22 protein-coding genes and 2 pseudogenes are annotated in these 21,427 nt (G+C 69.6%); 8 read left to right on the top strand and 16 right to left on the bottom strand.

Features of this window, described 5'->3' with window-relative positions; genetic code table 11:
* Positions 1 to 156, bottom strand: a 156-nt coding sequence (locus VGS97_RS20990; protein ID WP_349262203.1) for a helix-turn-helix transcriptional regulator, incomplete at its 3' end; no start/stop codon positions are given.
* Positions 157 to 596: 440 nt separating this feature from the next.
* Here VGS97_RS20990 and VGS97_RS20995 point away from each other — a divergent pair.
* A complete protein-coding gene (locus VGS97_RS20995) occupies positions 597 to 2,063 on the top strand; it encodes a DHA2 family efflux MFS transporter permease subunit (protein WP_414641772.1) in 1,467 nt (488 codons plus the stop codon).
* 36 nt (positions 2,064 to 2,099) lie between these two features.
* On the opposite strand, the gene VGS97_RS21000 is transcribed toward VGS97_RS20995, so the two are convergent.
* From VGS97_RS21000 to VGS97_RS21020, 5 genes are all read right to left on the bottom strand, one after another.
* Entirely contained in the window at positions 2,100 to 3,053 is a 954-nt protein-coding gene (locus tag VGS97_RS21000; protein ID WP_326855317.1) for an asparaginase, read from the bottom strand.
* Between the two features lie 126 nt (positions 3,054 to 3,179).
* Positions 3,180 to 3,770, bottom strand: a complete 591-nt coding sequence (locus VGS97_RS21005) for an aerial mycelium formation protein (protein ID WP_326855318.1) — start codon at positions 3,768 to 3,770, stop codon at positions 3,180 to 3,182.
* A 170-nt stretch (positions 3,771 to 3,940) separates the two neighbouring features.
* Positions 3,941 to 4,975 (bottom strand): YgfZ/GcvT domain-containing protein, encoded by a 1,035-nt coding sequence (locus tag VGS97_RS21010; protein ID WP_326855319.1) that lies wholly within the window; start codon positions 4,973 to 4,975, stop codon positions 3,941 to 3,943.
* Positions 4,976 to 5,033: 58 nt separating this feature from the next.
* On the bottom strand, positions 5,034 to 5,480 hold the full coding sequence (locus VGS97_RS21015) for a Fur family transcriptional regulator (protein ID WP_326855320.1): 447 nt from the start codon (positions 5,478 to 5,480) through the stop codon (positions 5,034 to 5,036).
* 80 nt (positions 5,481 to 5,560) lie between these two features.
* On the bottom strand, positions 5,561 to 6,067 hold the full coding sequence (locus VGS97_RS21020; RefSeq protein ID WP_326855321.1) for an FABP family protein: 507 nt from the start codon (positions 6,065 to 6,067) through the stop codon (positions 5,561 to 5,563).
* A gap of 209 nt (positions 6,068 to 6,276) precedes the next feature.
* On the opposite strand from VGS97_RS21020, the gene VGS97_RS21025 reads away from it, so the two are divergent.
* Positions 6,277 to 6,654: a DsrE family protein gene (locus VGS97_RS21025; protein ID WP_326855322.1), complete on the top strand. Its 378-nt coding sequence runs from the start codon at positions 6,277 to 6,279 to the stop codon at positions 6,652 to 6,654.
* A gap of 60 nt (positions 6,655 to 6,714) precedes the next feature.
* On the opposite strand, the gene VGS97_RS21030 is transcribed toward VGS97_RS21025, so the two are convergent.
* The 5 genes from VGS97_RS21030 to VGS97_RS21045 all read right to left on the bottom strand — a co-directional run bounded on the left by VGS97_RS21030 (position 6,715) and on the right by VGS97_RS21045 (position 9,597).
* Entirely contained in the window at positions 6,715 to 7,005 is a 291-nt protein-coding gene (locus VGS97_RS21030) for a DUF1416 domain-containing protein (protein ID WP_326855323.1), read from the bottom strand.
* A 15-nt stretch (positions 7,006 to 7,020) separates the two neighbouring features.
* Positions 7,021 to 7,854: a sulfurtransferase gene (locus tag VGS97_RS21035; RefSeq protein WP_326855324.1), complete on the bottom strand. Its 834-nt coding sequence runs from the start codon at positions 7,852 to 7,854 to the stop codon at positions 7,021 to 7,023.
* A gap of 183 nt (positions 7,855 to 8,037) precedes the next feature.
* A complete protein-coding gene (locus tag VGS97_RS29840; protein WP_414641773.1) occupies positions 8,038 to 8,115 on the bottom strand; it encodes an Ms5788A family Cys-rich leader peptide in 78 nt (25 codons plus the stop codon).
* Between the two features lie 103 nt (positions 8,116 to 8,218).
* Entirely contained in the window at positions 8,219 to 8,980 is a 762-nt protein-coding gene (locus tag VGS97_RS21040) for a zf-HC2 domain-containing protein (RefSeq protein WP_326855325.1), read from the bottom strand.
* On the bottom strand, positions 8,977 to 9,597 hold the full coding sequence (locus VGS97_RS21045) for a sigma-70 family RNA polymerase sigma factor (RefSeq protein ID WP_326855337.1): 621 nt from the start codon (positions 9,595 to 9,597) through the stop codon (positions 8,977 to 8,979). The genes VGS97_RS21040 and VGS97_RS21045 overlap by 4 nt, the downstream gene beginning before the upstream one ends.
* A gap of 118 nt (positions 9,598 to 9,715) precedes the next feature.
* On the opposite strand from VGS97_RS21045, the gene VGS97_RS21050 reads away from it, so the two are divergent.
* Positions 9,716 to 10,000, top strand: a complete 285-nt coding sequence (locus VGS97_RS21050; protein WP_326855326.1) for a cupredoxin domain-containing protein — start codon at positions 9,716 to 9,718, stop codon at positions 9,998 to 10,000.
* An 85-nt stretch (positions 10,001 to 10,085) separates the two neighbouring features.
* Here the strand turns inward: VGS97_RS21050 and VGS97_RS21055 are convergent, their stop codons facing one another.
* The 3 genes from VGS97_RS21055 to VGS97_RS21065 form a co-directional block, all read right to left on the bottom strand.
* Positions 10,086 to 10,892, bottom strand: a complete 807-nt coding sequence (locus VGS97_RS21055) for a DUF2993 domain-containing protein (RefSeq protein ID WP_326855327.1) — start codon at positions 10,890 to 10,892, stop codon at positions 10,086 to 10,088.
* Positions 10,893 to 10,998: 106 nt separating this feature from the next.
* Positions 10,999 to 11,700, bottom strand: a complete 702-nt coding sequence (locus VGS97_RS21060) for a hypothetical protein (RefSeq protein WP_326855328.1) — start codon at positions 11,698 to 11,700, stop codon at positions 10,999 to 11,001.
* 577 nt (positions 11,701 to 12,277) lie between these two features.
* Positions 12,278 to 12,550 carry a MoaD/ThiS family protein gene (locus VGS97_RS21065; RefSeq protein WP_326855329.1) on the bottom strand — a complete coding sequence of 91 codons (273 nt, stop codon included), beginning with the start codon at positions 12,548 to 12,550 and terminating at the stop codon, positions 12,278 to 12,280.
* Between the two features lie 344 nt (positions 12,551 to 12,894).
* Between VGS97_RS21065 and VGS97_RS21070 the strand changes: the two genes are divergently transcribed.
* From VGS97_RS21070 to VGS97_RS21090, 5 genes are all read left to right on the top strand, one after another.
* Positions 12,895 to 13,602: a response regulator transcription factor gene (locus tag VGS97_RS21070; RefSeq protein ID WP_326855330.1), complete on the top strand. Its 708-nt coding sequence runs from the start codon at positions 12,895 to 12,897 to the stop codon at positions 13,600 to 13,602.
* Between the two features lie 71 nt (positions 13,603 to 13,673).
* A complete protein-coding gene (gene mshD, locus VGS97_RS21075; RefSeq protein ID WP_326855331.1) occupies positions 13,674 to 14,675 on the top strand; it encodes a mycothiol synthase in 1,002 nt (333 codons plus the stop codon).
* A 100-nt stretch (positions 14,676 to 14,775) separates the two neighbouring features.
* Positions 14,776 to 16,908 carry an RNA degradosome polyphosphate kinase gene (locus tag VGS97_RS21080; RefSeq protein ID WP_326855332.1) on the top strand — a complete coding sequence of 711 codons (2,133 nt, stop codon included), beginning with the start codon at positions 14,776 to 14,778 and terminating at the stop codon, positions 16,906 to 16,908.
* A 129-nt stretch (positions 16,909 to 17,037) separates the two neighbouring features.
* Positions 17,038 to 18,006 (top strand): CHAD domain-containing protein, encoded by a 969-nt coding sequence (locus tag VGS97_RS21085; protein ID WP_326855333.1) that lies wholly within the window; start codon positions 17,038 to 17,040, stop codon positions 18,004 to 18,006.
* 82 nt (positions 18,007 to 18,088) lie between these two features.
* Positions 18,089 to 19,213: an NUDIX hydrolase gene (locus tag VGS97_RS21090; protein ID WP_326855334.1), complete on the top strand. Its 1,125-nt coding sequence runs from the start codon at positions 18,089 to 18,091 to the stop codon at positions 19,211 to 19,213.
* 579 nt (positions 19,214 to 19,792) lie between these two features.
* Here the strand turns inward: VGS97_RS21090 and VGS97_RS21095 are convergent.
* Together VGS97_RS21095 and VGS97_RS21100 are read right to left on the bottom strand one after the other, a co-directional pair.
* Positions 19,793 to 21,178, bottom strand: a pseudogene (locus tag VGS97_RS21095) (ATP-binding protein); the annotation flags it as partial.
* Positions 21,179 to 21,184: 6 nt separating this feature from the next.
* A pseudogene (locus VGS97_RS21100) lies at positions 21,185 to 21,427 on the bottom strand (hypothetical protein); the annotation flags it as partial.

Below are 21,427 nucleotides of genomic sequence, written 5' to 3' on the forward strand. Positions count from 1 at the left end.
CGGCTTGCGCAAACCACGCTCGATCTGGCTGAGGTAGGGATTCGACACCCCCGCCGCCTGAGCCAGTTGCCGCAGCGAGTACTGCGCGTTCTCCCGCTGCTCGCGGATGTACGCGCCGAGTTGCGCCACATGCTTCGGCCCGAGAAGGTTCGCCACGGGTTCAGTGTGCGCCACACTGCTTGCAATTGCAAGCGAGCGCTAGCGCGAGTTAAGCGACTCCCGTCGGCGGCATCTCAATACGTTGTCCTGTTCGGCTTCGGCTGCTGTGCCACAAAGGTCGCCAACGCGCTCCAACTGGCAGCTCCGCCGACTACGTCACGAACGACGATCCGACGTTCCCGGGCGGCGAGGCCGTTGTGGGTACTCCCGTTACTCCGGACGGTTGGTGAAGCCTGCCCGGTTACTGCGGAGCGGTTACGGCCGAGCGATCACGTCCGCGTCTGGGTCCTGACATATGTGGCGCTTGCACTGTGCGCGGTGCGGAATTTCCCGTCGGACCGGAGACTTACGGTAGCTGGCAAGCGACTGTGCCCGATGATCGGGCACGGGCAAAAGTCTGAGCCCCCGCCCCCGCGACCGGAGGAACCGCCGTGACCGTGACAGCGAGCGCGCCGCAGCCAAGGCTGGTGCGCTATGGCCAGCCAGCCGGACGGTGGGTGCTGCTGGCGACGGTGCTCGGCTCGGCGCTTTCCTTCATCGACGCAACGGTGGTCAACGTCGCGCTGCCGCGCATCGGCCGCGACTTCCACGCCGGGGCCGCCGCGTTGCAGTGGACCGTCAACGGGTACGCGCTCACGCTCGCCGCGCTGATCCTGCTCGGCGGCTCGCTGGGTGATCGCTTCGGGCGGCGGCGCATCTTCGTCACCGGGGTCACTTGGTTCGCACTGGCCTCGCTGCTGTGCGGGCTGGCGCCGGACGTGCAGGTGCTGATCGCCGCGCGCGTGGTGCAGGGCATCGGCGGCGCGCTGCTCACTCCCGGTTCGCTGGCCATCATCGACTCCTCGTTCCACCCGGACGACCGGGGCAGGGCGATCGGCGCGTGGTCGGGGCTCGGCGGCATCGCGGGCGCGTTGGGGCCGTTCCTCGGCGGGTGGCTGGTGCAGGCGGCGACCTGGCGGCTGGTGTTCCTGATCAACGTGCCGCTCGCCGCGATTGTCGTCGCGGTGGCGCTGAAGCACATCCCCGAGACGCGCAATCCGGACGCGGGGCAGGGCCTGGACCTGCCGGGCGTCGTGCTGGCGGCGGTCGCGCTCGCCGGGCTGACGTACGGGTTCACCGCGTGGCCTGCGGCCGGGCCCGGCTCGGCGAGCGTGATCGCGTCGCTGAGCGTCGGAGTAGTCGCCCTGATCGGCTTCGTGATCGCGGAACGGCAGGCCCGGCATCCGATGCTGCCGCTCGACATCTTCCACTCGAAGGCGTTCACGGCGGCGAATCTGGCGACCTTCGTGGTGTACGCGGCGCTCGGCGGCATGATCTTCCTGGTCGGGTTGAACCTCCAGGTCGTGGTGCGGTACTCGCCGCTGGCCGCCGGGACCTCGATTCTTCCGACGACGATCGTGATGCTGCTGCTGTCCGCGCGGGCCGGCGCGCTGGCTCAACGCATCGGCCCGCGCATTCCCATGACGATCGGACCGCTGATCTGCGCGGTGGCGATGCTGCTGTTCGCCCGGGTCGGCGCACACGCGGCGTACTTGAGCGACGTGCTGCCCGGCGTAGTCCTCATGGGACTCGGGCTGTCACTGAACGTCGCGCCGCTCACCGCCACCGCGCTCGGCTCGGTCGACGAGAGCCGCGTGGGGATCGCCAGCGGGGTCAACAACGCGGTCGCACGCGCCGCCGGGCTGCTGGCCGTCGCCGTACTGCCGCTGGCCGCAGGCCTCGGCACCGGGAATCTGACGGACCCGGCGGCGCTGGGGCCGGTCTACCGCATGGCGATGTATCTGTGCGCCGGGCTGCTCGCCGCCGGATCGATCATCGCGGCAGTAGCCATCCCGACGAAGCTCGTCCGGCCGGAACCGCCGCGGCAGATGCCGGAGATGCAGGACCTTCCCAGCCAGACGTAGTCAGCGGTCGATGGTGTCGCGGATCGGTTGCCGGCCTTACCAAGCGGCAGCGCGGATGGAGCCGACCACCACACCGCCTCCGCGCAAAGGCACGGTGCCGATCTGGTCGAGCGCGCCGGATTCCACGCCTAGGCGACGCAACGCCTCGACGAGGATGACCGGCTTGGCGCGCTTCGAACCGTCAGAGATCTTGAAGGCGAGCGCACGGCCATCGGGCAGTGCGGCGGCGTGTACGGCTTCCGCGCCGGACTTGGCAAGCAGCCCGCTGACCGCCTTCATCGCGTAAGTGTCCAGTTGGTGCGTGCCTGAGACATATTCGGGGTGCGCACGCATCGCGTCGGCGACCTTGCGCGGATTGGCATCGGGCGCGGCGGTCACGCAGGCGCGGAACGCCCTTGCGAGACCGACAAGGGAGATACCGAGCAGTGGGGCGCCACATCCGTCCACGGCCGTGTGCGCGATCTGCTCGCCTGACAGCCGCTCGATCGCCTTACGCACCGCGACTTGCACCGGATGCGCCGGATCGAGATACGTCTTCGTCTCCCAGCCGTTGCGCGCCGCGGTGACGAGCATGGCGGCGTGCTTGCCTGAGCAGTCCGAGAAGATCGGTTCGGGGCCGCGGCCCGCGAACAGCCAGGCGTGACGTTCGTCGTCGTCGAGCGGCAGACTCGGCGGGGTGCCCAGGGCCGACTCGTCGAGTCCGGCCCCGGCCAGGATCTTGCGCACGCCGTCGACGTGGAAGGGCTCGCCGGCGTGGCTGGCCGCGGCGAGAGCCAGTTGCGTACCGGAGAGTTCGAGTCCCGCGTCAAGCAGGCCGGTGGCCTGCATCGGCTTGTTGGACGAACGCGGCAGGACCGGCGCGTGCACGTCGCCAAGGGCGAGTTGGACGCGGCCGTCCGCGGCGAGCAGGACTAGGCGGCCACGGTGCCGGCCCTCGACGAAACCGGAGCGGACGATCTCGGCGAGGACCGCGTCGCCGAGATCATGCATTGAATGTGAAGAAGTGTCAGACGAGAGGGTGTTGTCTGACGATATGTGTGTGGGGTCGGGGGCGCCGTTCATCGGGATGCGTTGTCTCCGCTCTCGGGGTGGCGAGGCGGCGACTGGGTGCAGCCGTCAATCCGCGACGAGGAGATCGTCGATGGCCGCCTCACCCTCACGGTACCTGCGAGCCAGATCCGCGGCACACTCGTCGACAATGATCTGGACTCTTCTACGCAGTTCGGACACCTCGCGCTCGAAGGCCGACAACATCGCGGCGGCGTCCCGCAGCGTCTGGTCCGAGCAGGTCGCCAGATCGGGCACGGCAAGTTCGCGCAGCCTGGCCTCCAGCGCGAGGCGATACTCCCCGGCCGTGGCGTCGCCGGTGCCGAGCGGCAGGTGCCGGGCCGAGGCGACCCGGCTGGACGGCGCATCGGAGAGGATCTCGGTCAGTCGGCTGACCAGGGGGCTCTCGTCACCGTCGGCGCGCCGCGCGGTCTCGGCGGCGATTATGTCCAGCCGACCGTGCAGCACGCGCCGAAGATACGACAGGTCGCTCTCCTCCGTACTCGCTTCGGCACGCCGCTCGCGCAGCACTGTCAGCGGCACGGCGGGCAGGTTCGCTACGAACGCACGATCGAGCACCCGGTCGATGCGGCGACGCGGGCTCGGCTCCGGCGCGAGCGGGCCGTGCGCGGCCGGGTCGGTCGTGGTCGGTTCGGTCATCGAACCCCCATGGAGCTTGGGGGAAACGCCGTCCCCCGGATCGAGGCCCGGCCTGCCGGCCGCGCCTGTTGTGCATCGTCGCACGGTGTCCGGCGATGCGGCCTTCGTAGCGATAACTGTCACCCGGTCGGAGGAGCTAATCCGGGGCGGACGCTGCCCTTTGGTCGCTCTCAGCGATCGCGCAAGCGTTCGCGGGCGTTGCCGCCGGCCTCCGGCGAGACCACGACCTCCTGCGCCGCCGCCACGCCGCCTGCGAACAGCGGGGCATCGACCGGGACGGTCCGCTTGACCAGGGCGAGCGCGATCGGCCCGAGCTCGTAGTGTCGCGCGCTCGACGTCACGGCGCCGATCGTGCGGCCGTCGTGCTCGACCGGGTCGCCGGGGGCGGGCAGGTGCTCCGGCGTGCCGTCGAGGTGCAGGAAGACCAGGCGGCGCGGCGGATGGCCGAGGTTCTCCACCCGGGCGACCGTCTCCTGGCCGCGGTAGCAGCCCTTGTCCAGGTGGACGGCGCTGCCGATCCAGTCCAGTTCGTGCGGGATGGCGCGCTCGTCCGTCTCCAGACCGGCGCGCGGACGATGCGAGGCGATGCGCAGCGCTTCGTAGGCCCAGATCCCGGCGGGCTTGTCGTGCGTCTTCGCATACTCGGCGAGCGCATGACGCGGCAGGAACAGTTCACGGCCGGGGACGGCGTCGGCGAACAGGACCGGCGCGCGGACGAGGACCTCCGGCGTGCCGGGATTGTCGTCGGTGATCCCGTGTTCGCCCGCCTCGTGGACGATCGCGTAGTCGGCGGTGACGTCCTGCGGATCGACGTCCAGCAGGAAGCGCATCTTGGTCAGGTAGGCGACCAGTTCGGGCGCGGCCCCGGGCTCGACGTGCGCCCAGGTCGCCTCGCCGTCGTCGACGAGGTAGAGCGCGTGCTGGACACGGCCCTGCGGGTCGAGCAGCAGCGCCTCGGTGGGCGTGTGCGGCGGCAGCTCGCTGAGATGCTGGGTGAGCAGCGAGTGCAGCCAGCTGAGCCGCTCCCGGCCGCTGATGCGCACGACGCCGCGGTGCGAGAGGTCCACATAGCCGGTCCCGCCGGCCAGCGCGCGCTGCTCGGCGTGCGGATTGCCGTAGTGCGCGGCCACGCCCTCGTCCGGGGCGTCCGCGGGCACTGCTCCGGGCAGATCGAGCAACGGGCTGCGGCTCGTGGGATCAGGCATGCCTTGGCCAACCTCGTTTTCCGGACGGCTATTCCGACGTTCTGTTCCGGCTCCCCGCTCATTCCGGCTCCGCGGCGCGCGCCAGGCAGTCGGCGCAGCGGCCGAAGATGGCGAAATGCGCGACGTCGATCTCGAAGCCCAGCTCGACGCGCAGCTTCTCGACCAGCGGATCGGCGACGGTCGGCCGGGCCTCGGCCACCCGGCCGCAGACCCGGCAGACCAGGTGCAGGTGCTGCGCCTCGGCGGCGGCATGGTAGATCGGCGCGCCGTGCCCGAGGTGGGTGTGGGTGACCAGGCCGAGCTCTTCGAGCAGTTCGAGGGTGCGGTACACGGTCGAGAGGTTGACCGAACTCGCGGTGCGCTGCACCTCGGCGCAGATCGCGTCCGGGGTGGCGTGTTCGAGGCCGGAGACCGCGCTGAGCACGAGCTGGCGCGCCGGGGTCAACCGATACCCCTTGGCCCGTAGCTGCTTCGTCAGATCCGACAGCTCACCCGCACTGCCCACGGACAAAGTCTACGGCCGCCGGGCGGGCGCGGCGCGCCGCTGCGGAAGCGCTCCGATGCACGCCGGGCGCATCGGGCGCTTCAGGCGCCGACCCGCTTGAGCTGGGCGGCCAGGTGGTTCTGTAGCGGCTTGCCCATCGCCGTCATGTCGAAGGTCCAGTACAGGTCGCCCCTGACCAGGCCGTAGAGCCGGTGGCCGCTCGAATAATCCTTCGCGGTGGCGGTGCGGGCGACCGCGTCGGTGGTCAGCTCGATCTTGCCGTTGTCCAACTCGCCGTGCCAGATCTCGACGACGCCGGTGGGGTGGGCGAGCACGACCTCGATGGTCTTGCCGTCCGGCTGCGGGCGCCAGTAGCCGTGTTCCCGGGCGAGCGGCTCGACCTTGCGGCCGTCCTCGTCGATCCGCCAGGAGCGGGACTCGTAGTCGAGGAAGGTCTTGCCCGGCACGTAGGAGAAGCTGATCTCCTGGCCGAAGCGGAAGTCCTCGATGGTGGGGTACTGGCCGAGGCCGGCCCCGGCCCACTGGCCGAGCAGGAAGGCGAGCGGCAACAGGACCGGGTCCAGGTCGGCGGGGACCTCGAAGGGCATTGCGCGGCGCTCCCGGACGGCTAGCGGGTCTGACCCTTGAACAGCTTCACCACGACGAACCCGGCGAACCAGGTGACGAGCAGGAAGACCACCACGAGCAGGGTGGTGAAGAAGATCTCCACGCGGCGCGCTCCGGGATGCGTGACGGCTACGGCTGGCTGACGCCCACCAGTCTATGGGCACACCGGCGGCTGGCTACGCTCATGACCATGACACAAACGAATGGTCCGAAGAAGCTGGTGGTCAAGGTCACCGCGGGCATGGACTCGCCGGAACGCTGCTCGCAGGCTTTCACGGTGGCGGCGATCGGCGTGTCCTGCGGCGCGCAGGTCTCGCTGTGGCTGACCGGGGAGTCCGCGTGGTTCGCACTGCCCGGCCACGCCGAGCAGTTCGTGCTGCCCCACGCGGCGCCGCTGGAGGATCTGCTCACGGCGGTGCTGGAGTCGGGCACGGTGACGCTGTGCACACAGTGCGCGGCCCGGCGGGAGATCACGGAGAAAGACGTGCGCCCCGGCGTACGGATCGCCGGGGCGCAACTGTTCGTCCAGGAGGTGCTGGGCGAGGGGGTTCAGGCCCTCGTTTACTGAGAACGCTGCTGGAGAAAAAGGGCGTGCTTGTTCAGCTCTCTGACAGCTCCCTGACGGCGGTCAGACCGCGATCAGGACCTCGGCCACCTCGCCCTGCGTGGCTACCACCGCGCGGTCCGCGGTGCCGCCGGGGACCAGCGCGCGCACGGTCCACGAGCCCGGCGCCGCGAAGAAGCGGAAGGCGCCGGTCGCCGAGGTGGGCACCTCGGCGGTGAACTCGCCGTCCGAGTTCAGCAGGCGCACGTAGCCGACGACGGGCTCGCCGTCACGCTGCACGCTGCCCTCGATGATGGTTTCCTTCGCCACGTCGATCCCCTCCCGGGACAGCCCGCCCTTGGTCGCACCGCACATGACTGCCGGTTCTCCTTACGCGCCGAGTTCGATCGGCACGCCGACCAGCGAGCCGTATTCGGTCCACGAGCCGTCGTAGTTCTTCACGTTCGCCTGGTCGAGCAGCTCGTGCAGCACGAACCAGGTGTGCGCCGAGCGCTCGCCGATCCGGCAGTAGGCGATGGTGTCCTTGGACAGGTCCACGCCCTCGCCCTGGTAGAGCTCGGTCAGCTCGGCATCCGAGCGGAACGTGCCGTCGTCGTTCGCCGACTTGGACCAGGGGATGTTCTTGGCGCCGGGCACGTGGCCGGGCCGCTGCGACTGCTCCTGCGGCAAGTGTGCGGGGGCGAGCAGCTTGCCGGAGAACTCGTCCGGGGAACGCACGTCCACCAGGTTCTTCACGCCGATCGCGGCGATGACCTCATCGCGGAAGGCGCGGATCGTGGTGTCCTGCGCCTGCGCGGTGTACGTGGTGGCCGCCCGCTCGGGCACCCGCTCGACCAGGTCGCGCGAATCCAGCTCCCACTTCTTGCGTCCGCCGTCGAGCAGCTTGACGTCACCGTGGCCGTACAGCTTGAAGTACCAGTACGCGTAGGACGCGAACCAGTTGTTGTTGCCGCCGTAAAGCACCACGGTGTCGTCGTTCACGATGCCGCGCGAGGAGAGCAGCGCCTCGAACTGCTCCTTCGTGACGAAGTCGCGCCGGACCGGGTCCTGGAGGTCGCGCTTCCAGTCCAGCCGGATGGCGTTGCGGATGTGATTCTTCTCGTAAGCGCTGGTGTCCTCGTCCACTTCGACGACGACCACCTTCGGATCGTCGAGGTGTGCCTCGACCCAGTCGGCGTCGACCAGGACGTCGGTGCGGCTCATGAGCTCGTTCCTCCAAAGCGTTCGATTTGCCGGTTCGCGTTGACGCTGAAAGGGAGGCCTTCGGGGCAGCATCCCACCGGGGCGGTATCCCGGTTTTCTCCTGCGTTGCGGCCTCGCGTTGCGCAAGCGGCGAGCTGAAGCGCTCAAGCCGCGGCTGGCCGACCGTTGCCGCTTGCGGGCCGGTCAGCGGCGACACAGACAGGCCGCGACGTGGCACAGATCGACTGCACGCCGCTTGGTGAGCTCTGCCTGGGGTCTCATGCGGCCGATACTAGGTACGCATTGGGCGGAATGTCACCAACATCTCGGATACCGAGACGCTTGTCTCAGCAATTGATTCAGCATCCGACGGCGCAGTGACGGCTCAATGCGGATGGTCCAGCGTGAGCAGGGTGTTTCCGTTGGGCAGGTCCACCTGGATCGAGCTGATCATGTCCGGTGCAAGGGAGGTCCAGCCGGGGATGGCGAACGAGCCTCCGGCGTTGGCCTTCCAAGTCCCGGTGGCCTCGCGCTGGCCCGCGGTGCCGATGACGACCATCGTGCAGGTGTAACCCGCCGGGACGTCGTCCATCCGCAGATGGATCGACGAGCCGTGTGTGCTCGGGGAGACGTCGACCGTGGCGTCGATATGACCGGCGTATCCGCTGGTGGCACGGTTGGTGATGGTGGTCGCGGTCCACGAGCCCGGCGGCAGGCTCTGCGCGGCGGACATCACCATTCCGGCGCCGACCCCGCCGACGACCAGGACGGCGGCCGATGCCGCCAGCACGATCCGGGTCCGCAGGCTGCGCGTGGAACGACCGGGCCACAGCTTGCGGCGGCGCCGCGGCTCCGGCTGCACGGAGGCGTCGTGAAGCTGGCGGTTCGTGCTTTCCAGCACCCGCCCGAGCACCGCGGGCTCCGGCCTGACCGGCCCGTTGACCGCCTCCATCTCGCTGACCGACGCCAGCAGGGGCAGCATCTCGGAGAGCTCTCCGTACTCGGAACGACAGCTCGAACACGCGGCCAAGTGCACCGCCACACGGTCGCTCTCGGCCGGATCGAGCGCGCCGAGCAGGTAGGCACCCATCGCCTCGCGGAGCCACGGGTCGTTGGGAGCGGTGCAGTGGGGAGCACGGTTGTTCACGGAGTGATCCCCCTTTCTTGGCATGCGAGACGCAGCGCGCGCAGCGCGTAGAACGTGCGTGACTTGACAGTACCGGGCGGGATGCCCAGGGTGCGTGCGGCTTCGGCGACGGTGGCCCGGTGATAGTAGACCTCGATGATCGCCGCGCGGTGTTCGGCGCTGAGTGCCGCGAGGGCGTCGGCAACCTCCCAGGCGCGCAGCGCCGCGTCATAAGGGTCCATACCCTCTTCGGGCCGCTGCTCGGTGTACTCGGTCAGTTCGGTCTCCGTGGGGCGGGCCGAACGGGAGCGGGCGTCGTCCACCACCAGGTTGTGTGCCACGGTGCACAGCCACGCGCGCACGGAGCCGCGCCCCGGCTCGAAGGCGGAGGGTCGGCGCCAGGCACGCAGCATGGTCTCTTGCAACAGGTCCTCGGCACGCGCCCGGTCTCTGGTCAGCTTGAGCAGATAGGCGAGCACCGGGCCGGCATGCTCCGCGTAGAGCAGGCGCAGTGCCGACTCGTCCAGAACTTCTGTGCTGGTGGCCACGCCGTTAACACGTCTGGTCGAGCTCTTTCGTTCAGCTGAACCGGCGCGGTCGCGCATCCGTGCCCAGAGCATGGACAGATCCTCGCGCATTTTGGGTGCCGCCGTCACGGCCCTGGCCCTTGCCGGTGCGGCCGCCTGCTCCAGTTCGACGAACAACACCACGTCAAGCCCATCGACCTCGGCGTCGACGTCGGCCTCGATGTCGGCGATGCCGTCGGAAAACGGGAGCGCGCCGGCCTCCGCGGCCGACACGATCACGATCCAGAGCTTCGCCTTCAGCGGTCCGCTGACCGTCGCGCCGGGGGCGACGGTCACCGTGATGAATGACGACTCGGTGGACCACACGGTGACCGCGGACTCGGCCGGCGGATTCGACGTGACCGTGCCGGCGCACGGGACCGCCACGTTCACCGCGCCGAAGACTCCCGGGTCGTACGCGTTCCACTGCTCCATTCATCCTTCGATGAAGCACAGCACGCTGACCGTCTCCTGAAACGGGGTAAGTCACCCGAAAGACAGTACGACACGCGTAGTCCGGCGGCGGTCGGCCGCCGGACTACGGCGAGCCGGGCGAGCCGTCAGCCGGAAGAGCCGACCGAGCTCCTGGTGAGCACGACGTTCGTGCCGGTCGCCGAGATGTCCACGCCGGTCGAGGTCACCCGCAGACTAGTGAGCCGCATGCCGAAGGGCAGGGCGCTCAGCGAGATCTTGGAGTCGAAGTCCGTCGCGCCGGGGATGCTGATACCCAGGCCGGAGAGCGGCGTGTGGACCTTGACCGTCCTGAATTCGAGCACGTTGCCGCTGAGCAGATTCACCGCGACGTCTGCGGTGAGGTTGATGCCGAACATGCCGTAGGCGGCCTCGACCTGGTTCCCGGTGCCCTGGCTGAAGGTGATGTGCCCGATGTTGGAGATGTCCTTGCTCACCACTTGGGACACTTCGGTGAAGTCGAGGGTCGCGGTGCCGGTGAGCGCGTCCACAGTCGCGCTGTCGTAGCCGGAGGAGACGCGGACGCCGCGCAGGTCCGTGTGGATGTGTGAGATCGGAACGCCACCGGAGACGAAGTCGTGGATGTCGACGGTGGCGTGATCGAAGCGACGCGAGGCGACCTGGGTGAGGAACGGGAAGCCGTCGATGGACACCGAGGGCTTCTGACTCAGGTGCTGGCTCTGCTGGATCTTCGCGGCCAGTTGGTCCTCGGTGATCGCGGCGGCGACGCGGTCGGCGCCGACGAGCAGACCGATCAGGACCACGAGCACGATGAGCCAGACGCGTCCACGGCGGCGACGCCCGGCAGGCGCCTTCGAGTGCGCGTAGCCCCCAGGCTGATTTGCGTAGGAGCTGCTGCGGTAGCGGTCCGAGTGATCCGGGTACGGCGAAGTCACCCTGTGGAGGCTAGTCGCTCGGTTCGGCTCGTGGCACTGGCCGGTGGCTTGAGGGCTCAGGTGGGCTACCGAGCCGCGATTGAGCCACAGCCGATCTGGCGAAACGTCAGCGCAGAACCTGCGCGGCGATAACCGCTCCTATCGCGGAGAACGCCACGGGGAGTGCCTGAGCGCTGATACGCACGTCGCTGCCCTCGGCGGCGAGCCGATCCGCGGTACGTGCGCCGACCACGGCGAAGACCCCTGAGATCAGCCCGCCCATCGCGCCGCCCTTCGAGCCCGCCGAGGCGTTGAGCGAGAGGGCCGTGAGCGTCCCCACCGCCGTCGCCGCGGCAGCGCCGGCCAGGATGCCCACCGGCCTGGTACCGCCGCCGACGAGCGCAGAGGAGAGGACTGCCACAGCCGCCGCGAGGGCGCACGCACCGGCGAGCGCGGAGTCGCTGCGCTGGGCGACGAGGTACCCGGCCGGCAGCACCGCGAACGCGGCGCCGGCGGCCGCGGCGGCCAGGGCTTCACTGCGGGGCCAACCGGCGGTGGTGTCCTTGCGGAAGAGCTGGTCCGCGGCGAGGAAGACGAATCCGGCGCCGAGCGCGGCACCCATCGCGGCGGGAGCGCGATCGGGTATCAGCCGGTAGGCCAGCGTCGCGGCGGCCAAGCCGATCCCGGCGACGAGGACCACGGTGCGGCGCGCGTACGGCAGACCGACGGAGCGGGTCCACCCGACGGCCAAACCGATCTGGCTGAGGCCTATCACGACGGCGAGCACCGGTGCGGCGGCGATCGCGCCGATGCCGGTCAACACGGCCAAGCCGGCAGCGCCGAACGCTCCCCGGCCAGCGGAGCTTTTGGCCGCACGGGATGAGGCGCCGACTGCGGCGGTCGCCTGGGGGTGGTCCGGCGTGATTTGCGGCGCGGAATCGAACTGAGGTTCTAACGTCGGCTCGGGTTCGAGTCTGGATTCGCGCCTGGACTCATGCCTAGATTCATGCCTGGACTCATGTCTGGATTCCGGGAGCGGTTCCCGCTCGCGTCCGGGAGCGAATCCGCCGCCGAAGTCTTGAACCGGTTCCGCGTACCTGGTGCCGTCGCGCCGGGCGTCGTCGTGTCTGTCGGCGTATGGCGTTTCGGCAGTCGCACGGGGATTGGCGCCAGGATCGGCACCGCGCTGGTTCCACGCATCCTGATCCCGGCCGAGGCCGGAGCGCTCCCACTGCGGGTCCGGATCGTAGGGCGCTGAGTCAGGTGTGTGATCGGGCTCGGACGTGGCCTTGCGGCAACGGCCCCGCCCCGGCGTGGGATCCGATTGCGCGGCGGAATCTGAGGCGGCGTACGGGTCTTCGCTCTCGTACGCCTCGTAGTCGTAGCCGTAGCTCATGGCCGCAGGCTCATCCGCCCGCGAACGGAGGCAGGATCTCCACCACGGCGCCCGGATCCAGCGGCACCGTCCCGGGATCGCGCTTGCCGACCTGCCGACCGTCGACCAGGAACGAGCAGCGCAGCAGCACCCGGGCCAGCCGGTCACCGTCCACGCCGCGCTCGGCCACGGCGGTGGAGAGCGCGGCGGCCAAGGTGACCGCGTCGGTCTGCTCCTCGGCAGTGCCCGCCGCCTCACGCGCGGCGGCCCAGTAACGCAAGGTCGCCGTGCCTGTCGCTCGCACCGGTTCCACCCCTTACTTCTCTGGTTCGGCGTGCGCACAGGCAACGGTACCCGCGCACCGGTCATGTAACGCAGTGAACGACAGATCGAAAGATCTCACGCACCCTACAGTGCGGCGTCGACATACAGGCGATAACGAGGCGAGATAGGTTCGACACCCCGCAGACATACCGCGTCCATGTCCGCTACCATGCGTTCAGAGGATCCGGGCGACGAGGCCACTGGATCCTTCGTGTTTTTTACGGACACGTTACATACGCCTCACTAGCCGGCTCCGCGGCGCGGGGCCTGCCGCACGCCATCCATCCGGTATTCGTGCGGCACGGCGGAAGGAGCTCCACCCTCATGGCCACCCTCCTCCTGTTGACCAACGCCCTGGCTCCTTCGGCGGAAGTACTTCCCGCGCTCGGCCTGCTCCTGCACACCGTGCGCGTCGCCCCGGCGGAGGCGTCCGCCCTGATGGACACGGCCCCGGCCGACGTCCTGTTGGTTGACGGCCGCCGCGAGCTGCCCGCGACCCGCTCGCTGTGCCGGGTGCTGCGCACCACCGGCCTCGACTGCCCGATGCTGCTGATAACCACCGAGGGCGGGCTCGCCGCGGTGACCGCGGAGTGGGGCGTGGACGACGTGCTGCTCGACACCGCGGGCCCGGCCGAGGTCGAGGCGCGCATCCGGCTGGCGGTCGGCAAGCTGGCCGCCGCGACAGGTGCCGAGGACCTCCCGCTGGAGATCCGCAACGGCGACCTGACCATCGACGAGGCGACCTACACCGCACGGCTGCGCAACCGGATCCTCGACCTGACCTTCAAGGAGTTCGAGCTGCTCAAGTACCTCGCGCAGCATCCGGGCCGGGTGTTCACCAGGGCGCAGCTGCTCCAGGAGGTCTGGGGATACGACTACTTCGGCGGTACGCGCACGGTGGACGTACACGTCCGGCGGCTGCGGGCGAAGCTCGGAGCCGAGCACGAGCAGCTGATCGGCACAGTGCGCAACGTCGGTTACCGTTTTGTGAACCCGGAGAAGCGCGCCGAGCGCGAGGCTCTGCGCGTCTGATCGACACGCCTGATCGACACTGCATCTGATCGACACTGCGCCTGATCAACTCTCACGCCTAATCTGAGGCCGTGACAGATACGAACACGGGTTTGGAGCGTGCGGCCGACCGGCTCGCCGACGCCGATCAGCCGGAAGCGGCAGCACTGGTGCAGACGGTCACCGAGGCGGACGGCACCGCCCCGCTGTCGGAGGACGGTCGGCTCGCGCTGGCGCACGGCAGGGCGGGCTGCGTCCACTTCGTCTGGCGCGCGGGTGACGCCGATGATGCCGAGTCGATCGACACCGGCTCGATCACCGGGTATCTCTACCTGAGCCCTGCCGACGAGCAAGGGGACCGCACCGCGGAGCTGTGCGTGGCGCCACGGTCCCGGCGACGCGGAATCGCTCGCGCACTCGTCGAGGCCGCACTCGGCGAGACCTCGGGAACGCTGCACGTATGGGCACACGGTGCGCTGCCCGGGCAGCCGCAGCTCGCGGCGAAGACCGGCTTCTACGCGGTGCGCGAGCTGCGGCTGCTGGAGCTCTCGCTGGCCGACCCGGCAGGCGGGCCGCGCGTCTTCGAGGTGCCCCCGACGCCGCCGGGGGTCGAGTTGAGCACCTTCCGGCCGGGCGAGGACGACGCGGCGTGGCTCGCGCTCAACGCGCGCGCCTTCGCGCACCACCCCGAGCAGGGCCGGTGGACGGAACGGGACCTCGCCGAGCGTGAAGCCGAACCCTGGTTCGATCCGGCCGGGTTCTTCCTGGCGCGTGCCACGGGCGAGCCGGATGAAGGCGGGCCGGGCAAGGGCGGGTTGCTCGGATTCCACTGGACGAAGGTGCACCCTGCGGGCGCGTACGGCCCCGGCCCGGTCGGCGAGGTCTACGTGCTCGGGGTGGACCCGGGCGCGGGCGGGCGCGGACTCGGACGACTGCTCACCCTCGTCGGGTTACAGCATTTAGCCCAATCTGGCCTACAAACCGTCGTTCTGTATGTAGACGCGGACAACACTCCGGCGGTGCGGCTTTATACCTCGCTCGGATTCCTGAGCCGGACGGTGGACACCCTGTACGAACGGCACGGATTGGGGTAATGCTCTCCCAAGCGGACGAGAGGGCCTTTGCCCCGCCTCAGTCGCCCGGCGTCCCTCCGGCCGCTACCCGACGTTCATCTTTTCATGCGAGAGTTGGATCATGGAACCGGCTGTCGACCCTCCCCGTTTCCTCGACCGCGAGGCCTCCTGGCTCCAGTTCAACGGCCGGGTGCTCGAACTGGCCGAGGACAAGGAAGTGCCGCTGCTGGAACGGGCGAAGTACGCCGCGATCTTCGCCAACAACCTCGACGAGTTCTTCATGGTTCGGGTCGCCGGGCTCAAGCGGCGGATCGCCACCGGGGCCGCCGGGACCACCGCGTCCGGGCTCACCCACCGCGAGGTGCTCCAGCGGATCTGGGCCGAGACCCGGGTGCTGATGACCCGGCACGCACAGGTGTTCCAGGAGCAACTGCGCCCCGAACTGGCCCAGCACGGCATCGAGATCCTGCGCTGGACCGACCTCGACGCCGAGCAGCAGGAGCAGCTCTACGCGCTCTTCCGCGAGCGCATCTTCCCGGTGCTCACACCGCTGGCCGTGGACCCGGCGCACCCGTTCCCTTACATATCCGGGCTCTCGCTGAACCTCGCAGTGCTGGTACGCAACCCGGTGACCGGTAACGAGCACTTCGCCCGGGTCAAGGTACCGCCGCTGCTGCCACGTTTCGTCGAAGTCAGCACCGGGCGCTTCATGCCGCTCGAAGAGCTGATCGCGGTTCACCTGCCGCACCTGTTCAACGGCATGGAGGTGCTCGGCCACCACACCTTCCGGGTGACCCGGAACGAGGACGTGGAGGTCGAGGGGGACGAGTCGCAGAACCTGCTGGAGACCCTGGAACGCGAGCTGGTGCGCCGCCGGTTCGGGCCGCCGGTGCGCCTGGAGGTCGAGGAGACGATCGACCCGGCGGTGCGCGAGTTGCTGGTGCGCGAGCTGGGCGTCAGCGAGCAGGAGGTGCTCAGCCTGCCTACCCCGCTCGACCTGACCGGGCTGTTCACCGTCGCCGGCGAGGACCGCCCGGAGCTGAAGTTCCCGCCGTTCGCCACCGCGCTGCACCGGGACCTGGCCGAGTACGAGTCGAACTCGTCGATCGACGTGTTCGCCGCTATGCGCCAGCGCGACATCCTGCTGCACCACCCCTACGACTCGTTCACCACCTCGGTCCAGGCCTTCCTGGAGCAGGCCGCGGACGATCCCGACGTGCGCGCGATCAAGCAGACCCTCTACCGCACCAGCGGCGAATCGCCGATCGTGGACGCGCTGATCGACGCGGCCGAGGCGGGCAAGGAGGTGCTGGTCCTGGTCGAGATCAAGGCCAGGTTCGACGAGCACGCCAACATCGTTTGGGCGCGAAAGCTGGAGCAAGCCGGCTGCCATGTGGTGTACGGCCTGATGGGGCTCAAGACACACTGCAAGCTGTCGCTGGTGGTGCGTCAGGAAGGCAGCCGGCTGCGCCGTTACGCGCACATAGGCACCGGCAACTACAACCCGAAGACCGCGCGGCAGTACGAGGACCTGGGCCTGCTGACCACCGACCCGCAGGTCGGCGAGGATCTGACCCACCTGTTCAACCGGCTGTCCGGATACTCGCGCACCACGACGTATCGCAGGCTGCTCACCGCCCCGAACGGGCTGCGCGACGGGTTGATCGAGCGGATCGACCGGGAGCGGGAGAAACTGGCCGGCGGGCCGCGCGGCAAGGCGCGCACCGCGCGGATCCGGATGAAGATGAACTCGCTGGTGGACGAGGCGATCATCGACGCGCTCTACGCGGCTTCCCAGGCGGGCGTGCACGTCGAGCTGGTCGTGCGGGGGATGTGCTCGCTGCGGCCCGGCGTGCCCGGGCTGTCCGAGAACATCGGCGTGCGCAGCGTGCTCGGCCGCTTCCTTGAGCACTCGCGGATCTTCGTGTTCGGCGAGGAGACGCCGGCCACGCCGACCGGCCGCGCGTCGGGCGAACCGCCCGAGGTGTGGATCGGCTCGGCGGACATGATGCACCGCAACCTCGACCGCCGGGTCGAGGCGCTGGTGCTGCTGACCGACCCGGCGCACCGACGCGAGCTGACCGCGCAGATCGACACGGTCTTCGCGGACGACGCCGCCTGCTGGGAGCTGGGGCCGGACGGCGAGTGGACCCGCCGCGCCGCGCCGGACGGACGGCCGCTGCGCGACGTGCAGGAATCGTTCATCGACGCGCGCAACCAGCTGCTGGCGGCGCGACGGGCCAGGATGGGGTAGCCCGGCGCGCACCCCGAACAAGCACGAACGGTACAAGGCGAGACCTCCCGGCTTCGCGGAGCCGGGAAACAGCGCACCGCACCGCGGTGCGCGATCCGTCTAAGTGATGAGGGAACGGGGCGGGCCGAAGTGACAGAAGCGGAACAGCGGACCGGGGCGCCGGTGGCGAACAGCGCCGAACCGGTACCTGCCGCGCTCGACGTGCTGCGCGCGTACCTCGCCGCGCAGAGCGCCGCGTTCCTCGCCCAGCTGCCCCGGCTGCGTGAAGGCAAGCCGGAGGCCTCGCACAAGATCCGGGTCGCCTGTCGCCGTTCCCGCTCGATGCTGCGCACTTATCGTCCGCTGCTGGACGGGGGCTGGGCCGACGAGCTCGCCGCGCAGATCGCCGATTTCACCGAGATCGTCGCCCCCGAACGTGACATCGAGGTCGTGCGCGAACGACTGCTCGGGGCGCTCGACGACATGGCTGACGAGTCGCCGGGCATGGTAAGGGCACGGACACTGCTGGACCGGATGCTGCACCGCGAATACGCGGTCGCACACGAGACGACGCTCGCGGCGCTGGCCGGACCGCGGTTCCACGCCTTGGCCGATCAGCTCGCGCTGGCGCCCGAGACGCTGCCCGGGCTGCCCGAGTCGTTCGCGCCGGCGCCGGAGGCGATGTATCCGCTGGTGGCGCGCACGTTCGAGATCACCGAACGCCGCGTCGCCGCATTGCCCGATCCGCGAAAGCAGAGCGCGCAGTCGGCACTGGCTGACGACGCGACGGACGAACTGTGGCACCGGCTGCGAATAGCCGCCAAGCGGTGTCGTTACGCGGCCGAGGTATGCGTACCGGTCGCCGGGCAGCCCGCCGCGGAGTTGGCCGAGGCGATGACTGTCATCACCGAAGAGCTCGGTACACAGCAGGACGCCACAGTCGCCTCGACCGTGCTGCTGCGCGCCGCGCGGACGCCGCGAATCGCCGCTCCGACCGGATTCGTGCTCGGCCGGCTGCTCGGCGAGGCGCGCGCGGGCATCCTGCGTTCCCGGCTCGCCTTTCCCGCGCTGTGGGCGCAGGCGGCCGACCCGGACCGGCGGGCCTGGCTGGACCGCTGAGCGCAGATCGCCGCCCGGCCGCTGCCCGCTGACCTCGAAGAGCCTGATTCTTGCCGCACACGTTGGTTAACATGGTGCTGCCATGGCGCTGACCAGAACCCAATCCGCCGCGGGCGGTCCGGTGGAGGCCGCGGGAGCGGTGCTCTGGCGGCCCGGTCCCGACGGGCCCGAGCTCGCGCTCATCCACCGCCCGCGCTACGACGACTGGTCGTTCCCCAAGGGGAAGCAGGATCCCGGCGAGCACATCCAGCTCACCGCGGTACGCGAGGTCTTCGAGGAGACCGGGCAGCACCTGGTGCTCGGCCGCAGGCTGCCCGCGATCAGCTACGAACTGCTCGGCGCGGGCACGACCAAGCGGGTGCGTTACTGGGCCGCGCAGGCGCTGCCGGACGGCGACGCCGGTGGTCGGTTCGAGCCCAATCACGAGGTGGACCGGCTGGCCTGGCTCACCCCTGAGGAGGCACTGGCCCGGCTGACCCGGCGGCTTGACGCGATGGTGCTCGGCGCGTTCCTGGCCGCCCCGGTGGACACGGTGCCGATCGTGCTGCTGCGGCACGGTACGGCCGAGCGTCGGTCGCAGAAGTATCCGGACGACCGGCTGAGGCCGCTCGTCGCGCAGGGCCACGCGCAGGCTGAGGCGCTGACGGAACTGCTCTCCTGTTTCGGCCGGCCGCGGATCGTCTCGTCGCCGGCGGTACGTTGCGTGGACACCATGCGTCCCTTCGCGGGCAGGCAGCGCACGCTCATCGACATCGACCCCGCGCTGTCGGAAGCCGCACACGCGGCCGCGCCCCGGGCCGCGGCGTCGTGGATACGTGCCCTGATAGCGGAGGGTGAGCCGACCGTGGTGTGCTCGCACGCCGAAGTGCTCGACGACCTGCTGGCCGCGGCGCTCTTCCAGGCCGGGCTGGCGCAGTCGATGCCGATACGCGCCGCGTTGGAACAGGTGGCGTCGAAGCGGGCCGGACAGTCGCAGAAGACGCTGCCCGGCGCCGCGACGCGGCGGCGAGGCGTGGCCGCGGGGCACTCTGACGCGCCGGTCGTGAACGGCCGGCCGTGGTCGCAGCGCGAACACGATCGGCTGCTGGGCGCGGGTGGAGGCGGCGGCAAGCTGGCGCCGGGCCGCGCGTGGGTGCTCCACGTCACCAGGCAGCTCGGTCCGCGTCGCCTCCCCCGGCTGGTCGCGATAGATCGGCTGCGGCCGTGACGCGACCCGATGAGTGCTTAACGCCGATCAGCGCTCAACTCGGTGGCCGCGTATGGCGTGACCAGAAGGGTACGCGTTCGTTGCGCAGGGTAACGCCTCGTTCTCTGCCTCAGGAGTTCGCATGACCGGCACAGTCCTGTACGACAACACGAGCAAACGCACGAGCGCCGAGACGTGTACGCGGCCGCAAGAGACCGATGAGTGCCTCGTGGCGAGGGCGGATCTACACGTCGCCCACGAGCTGGTTGCCATTGCGCAGGATGCCGACTACTGCCTCTGTGGCAACACCTGGCCCTGCGCAAAGCGCTCCGAATAAAACGCGCTGAATGAGGAGCACGCTGTCGCCGGAGCACGCGGCAGGAGTGCGCAGCCCGCCGCTCAGCGTTGACGATTGTGTGTCGGCTTGCCCGCGCGCGGGCCGAAGACCGCCGCGGCGATCGCCGTCAGATCGGGGTCGTCCTGCTCGGGCCGCACGGAGCGCCCGGCGGGAAGCGCCCTGCTCGCGGGGATGCCGCCGCTTTCGACGGCGCGTCCGTTCACCTCCGCGGTGTCGGCGATCTGCTCTTGCGCGGTTCGCTCCTGCTCGGCGAACGCGAACGGCAGCTCTTCCCCGTCGTCCTCGATCTCTTCACGCAGCGCCAGCGCCGCCGCGGACTCGGTCATCGCGCGGTCGGTGTACACCAGAGGCCGTTCGATCTCGGTGACGATGTGCTTGACCACCTGCACATCGCCGTTGACGTCCCAGACCGCGATGCCCGGTGACAGAGTCGGGATGATCTCCACCGCCCAGCGCGGCAGGCCGAGGACCCGGCCGGTGGCGCGCGCTTCATCCGACTTCTGCATGTAGATCGTACGAGTTGAGGCCATCTTCAGGATCGCCGCGGCCTCCCGTGCCGCCGCGCCGTCCACCACGTCGGACAGGTGGTGCACCACCGCGACGAAGGAGAGGCCGAGCCGGCGACCGAACTTGAGCAGCCGCTGGAACAGCTGCGCCACCGACGGCGAGTTGATGATGTGCCAGGCCTCTTCCACCAGGAAGATGCGCTTCTTGCGGTCCGGCTTGATCCAGGTGTGCTCCAGCCAGACCCCGACGATCGCCATCAGGATCGGCATCGCGATCGAGTTGCGGTCGATGGTGGACAGGTCGAACACGATCAGCGGCGAGTCCAGGTCTATGCCGACGGTGGTCGGGCCGTCGAACATCCCGGCCAGGTCGCCGTCCACCAGGCGGTCCAGCACCAGCGCGACGTCGAGGCCCCAGTCGCGCACCTCGTCGAGCGCGACGTTCATCTCCTCGGCCGCGTTCGGCTTCGGATCGCGCAGCGCCTCGACGATGTCGTGCAGGATCGGCTGGGCTCCCGCGCGCAGCGACTGCGCCCGCACAGTGGCGTGGGCGGCCTTGAGCGCGTAGCCGGAACGTTCGTCCAGCGGGTGGGCGAGGGCGACCTCGATGATGGTGCGCAGCAGGGCGAGCTGTCCGGTCATGGTGATCGCCGGGTCGAGCGGGTTGAGCCGGATGCCCTGCCCGCCGCGCTGGTGCGGGTCGAGCCGGATCGGGGTGACGCCGAAGGCCTGGGCGAGCAGGTTCCACTCGCCGACGCCGTCCTCGCCCTGCGCGTCGAGCACGACCACCTGGCGGTCCTTGAACCTCAGCTGGCGCAGCACATAGGTCTTTTCCAGCGAGGACTTGCCGTTGCCGGACTCGCCGAGCACCAGCCAGTGCGGGGCGGGCAGCTGCTGGCCGTAGAGCTGGAAGGGGTCGTAGACGTAGCCCTTTCCGCTGTAGACCTCTCGTCCGATGATCACACCGGAGTCTCCGAGGCCCGGGGCGGCGGTCGGCAGGTAGATCGCCGCGGCCTGGTTGGAGGACGTGCGCACGGGCAGCCGAGCGGTGTCCTTCTTCCCGAAGACGACCGTGGTGAACGCCTCGGCGAGCAGGTCGGTCACGCTTCCCTGACGAGCCATCGCAAGTTACCTCCGCACGCCGGTGGCAAAAGGCAGGGTATTGATGAAGGCGCGGTGGTGCTCGCGGTCGCACCATTCCAGCTTCAAGAATGACTTACCCGCCGAGGCGCGGATCGTGCGCTTGTCCCTGGCCAGCGCCTCTGGAGACCGGGACGAGACGGTGATGTAGCCGACGAGGTTGACCCCGGACGCGCCCGCCGCGAGGTCCTCGCCGCGCAGGTCGACCCGGGAGGAGTGGGCGCGCTCGCG

This window comes from Actinocrinis sp. (genome assembly GCF_035946395.1).
Lineage (GTDB): Bacteria > Actinomycetota > Actinomycetes > Streptomycetales > Catenulisporaceae > Actinocrinis.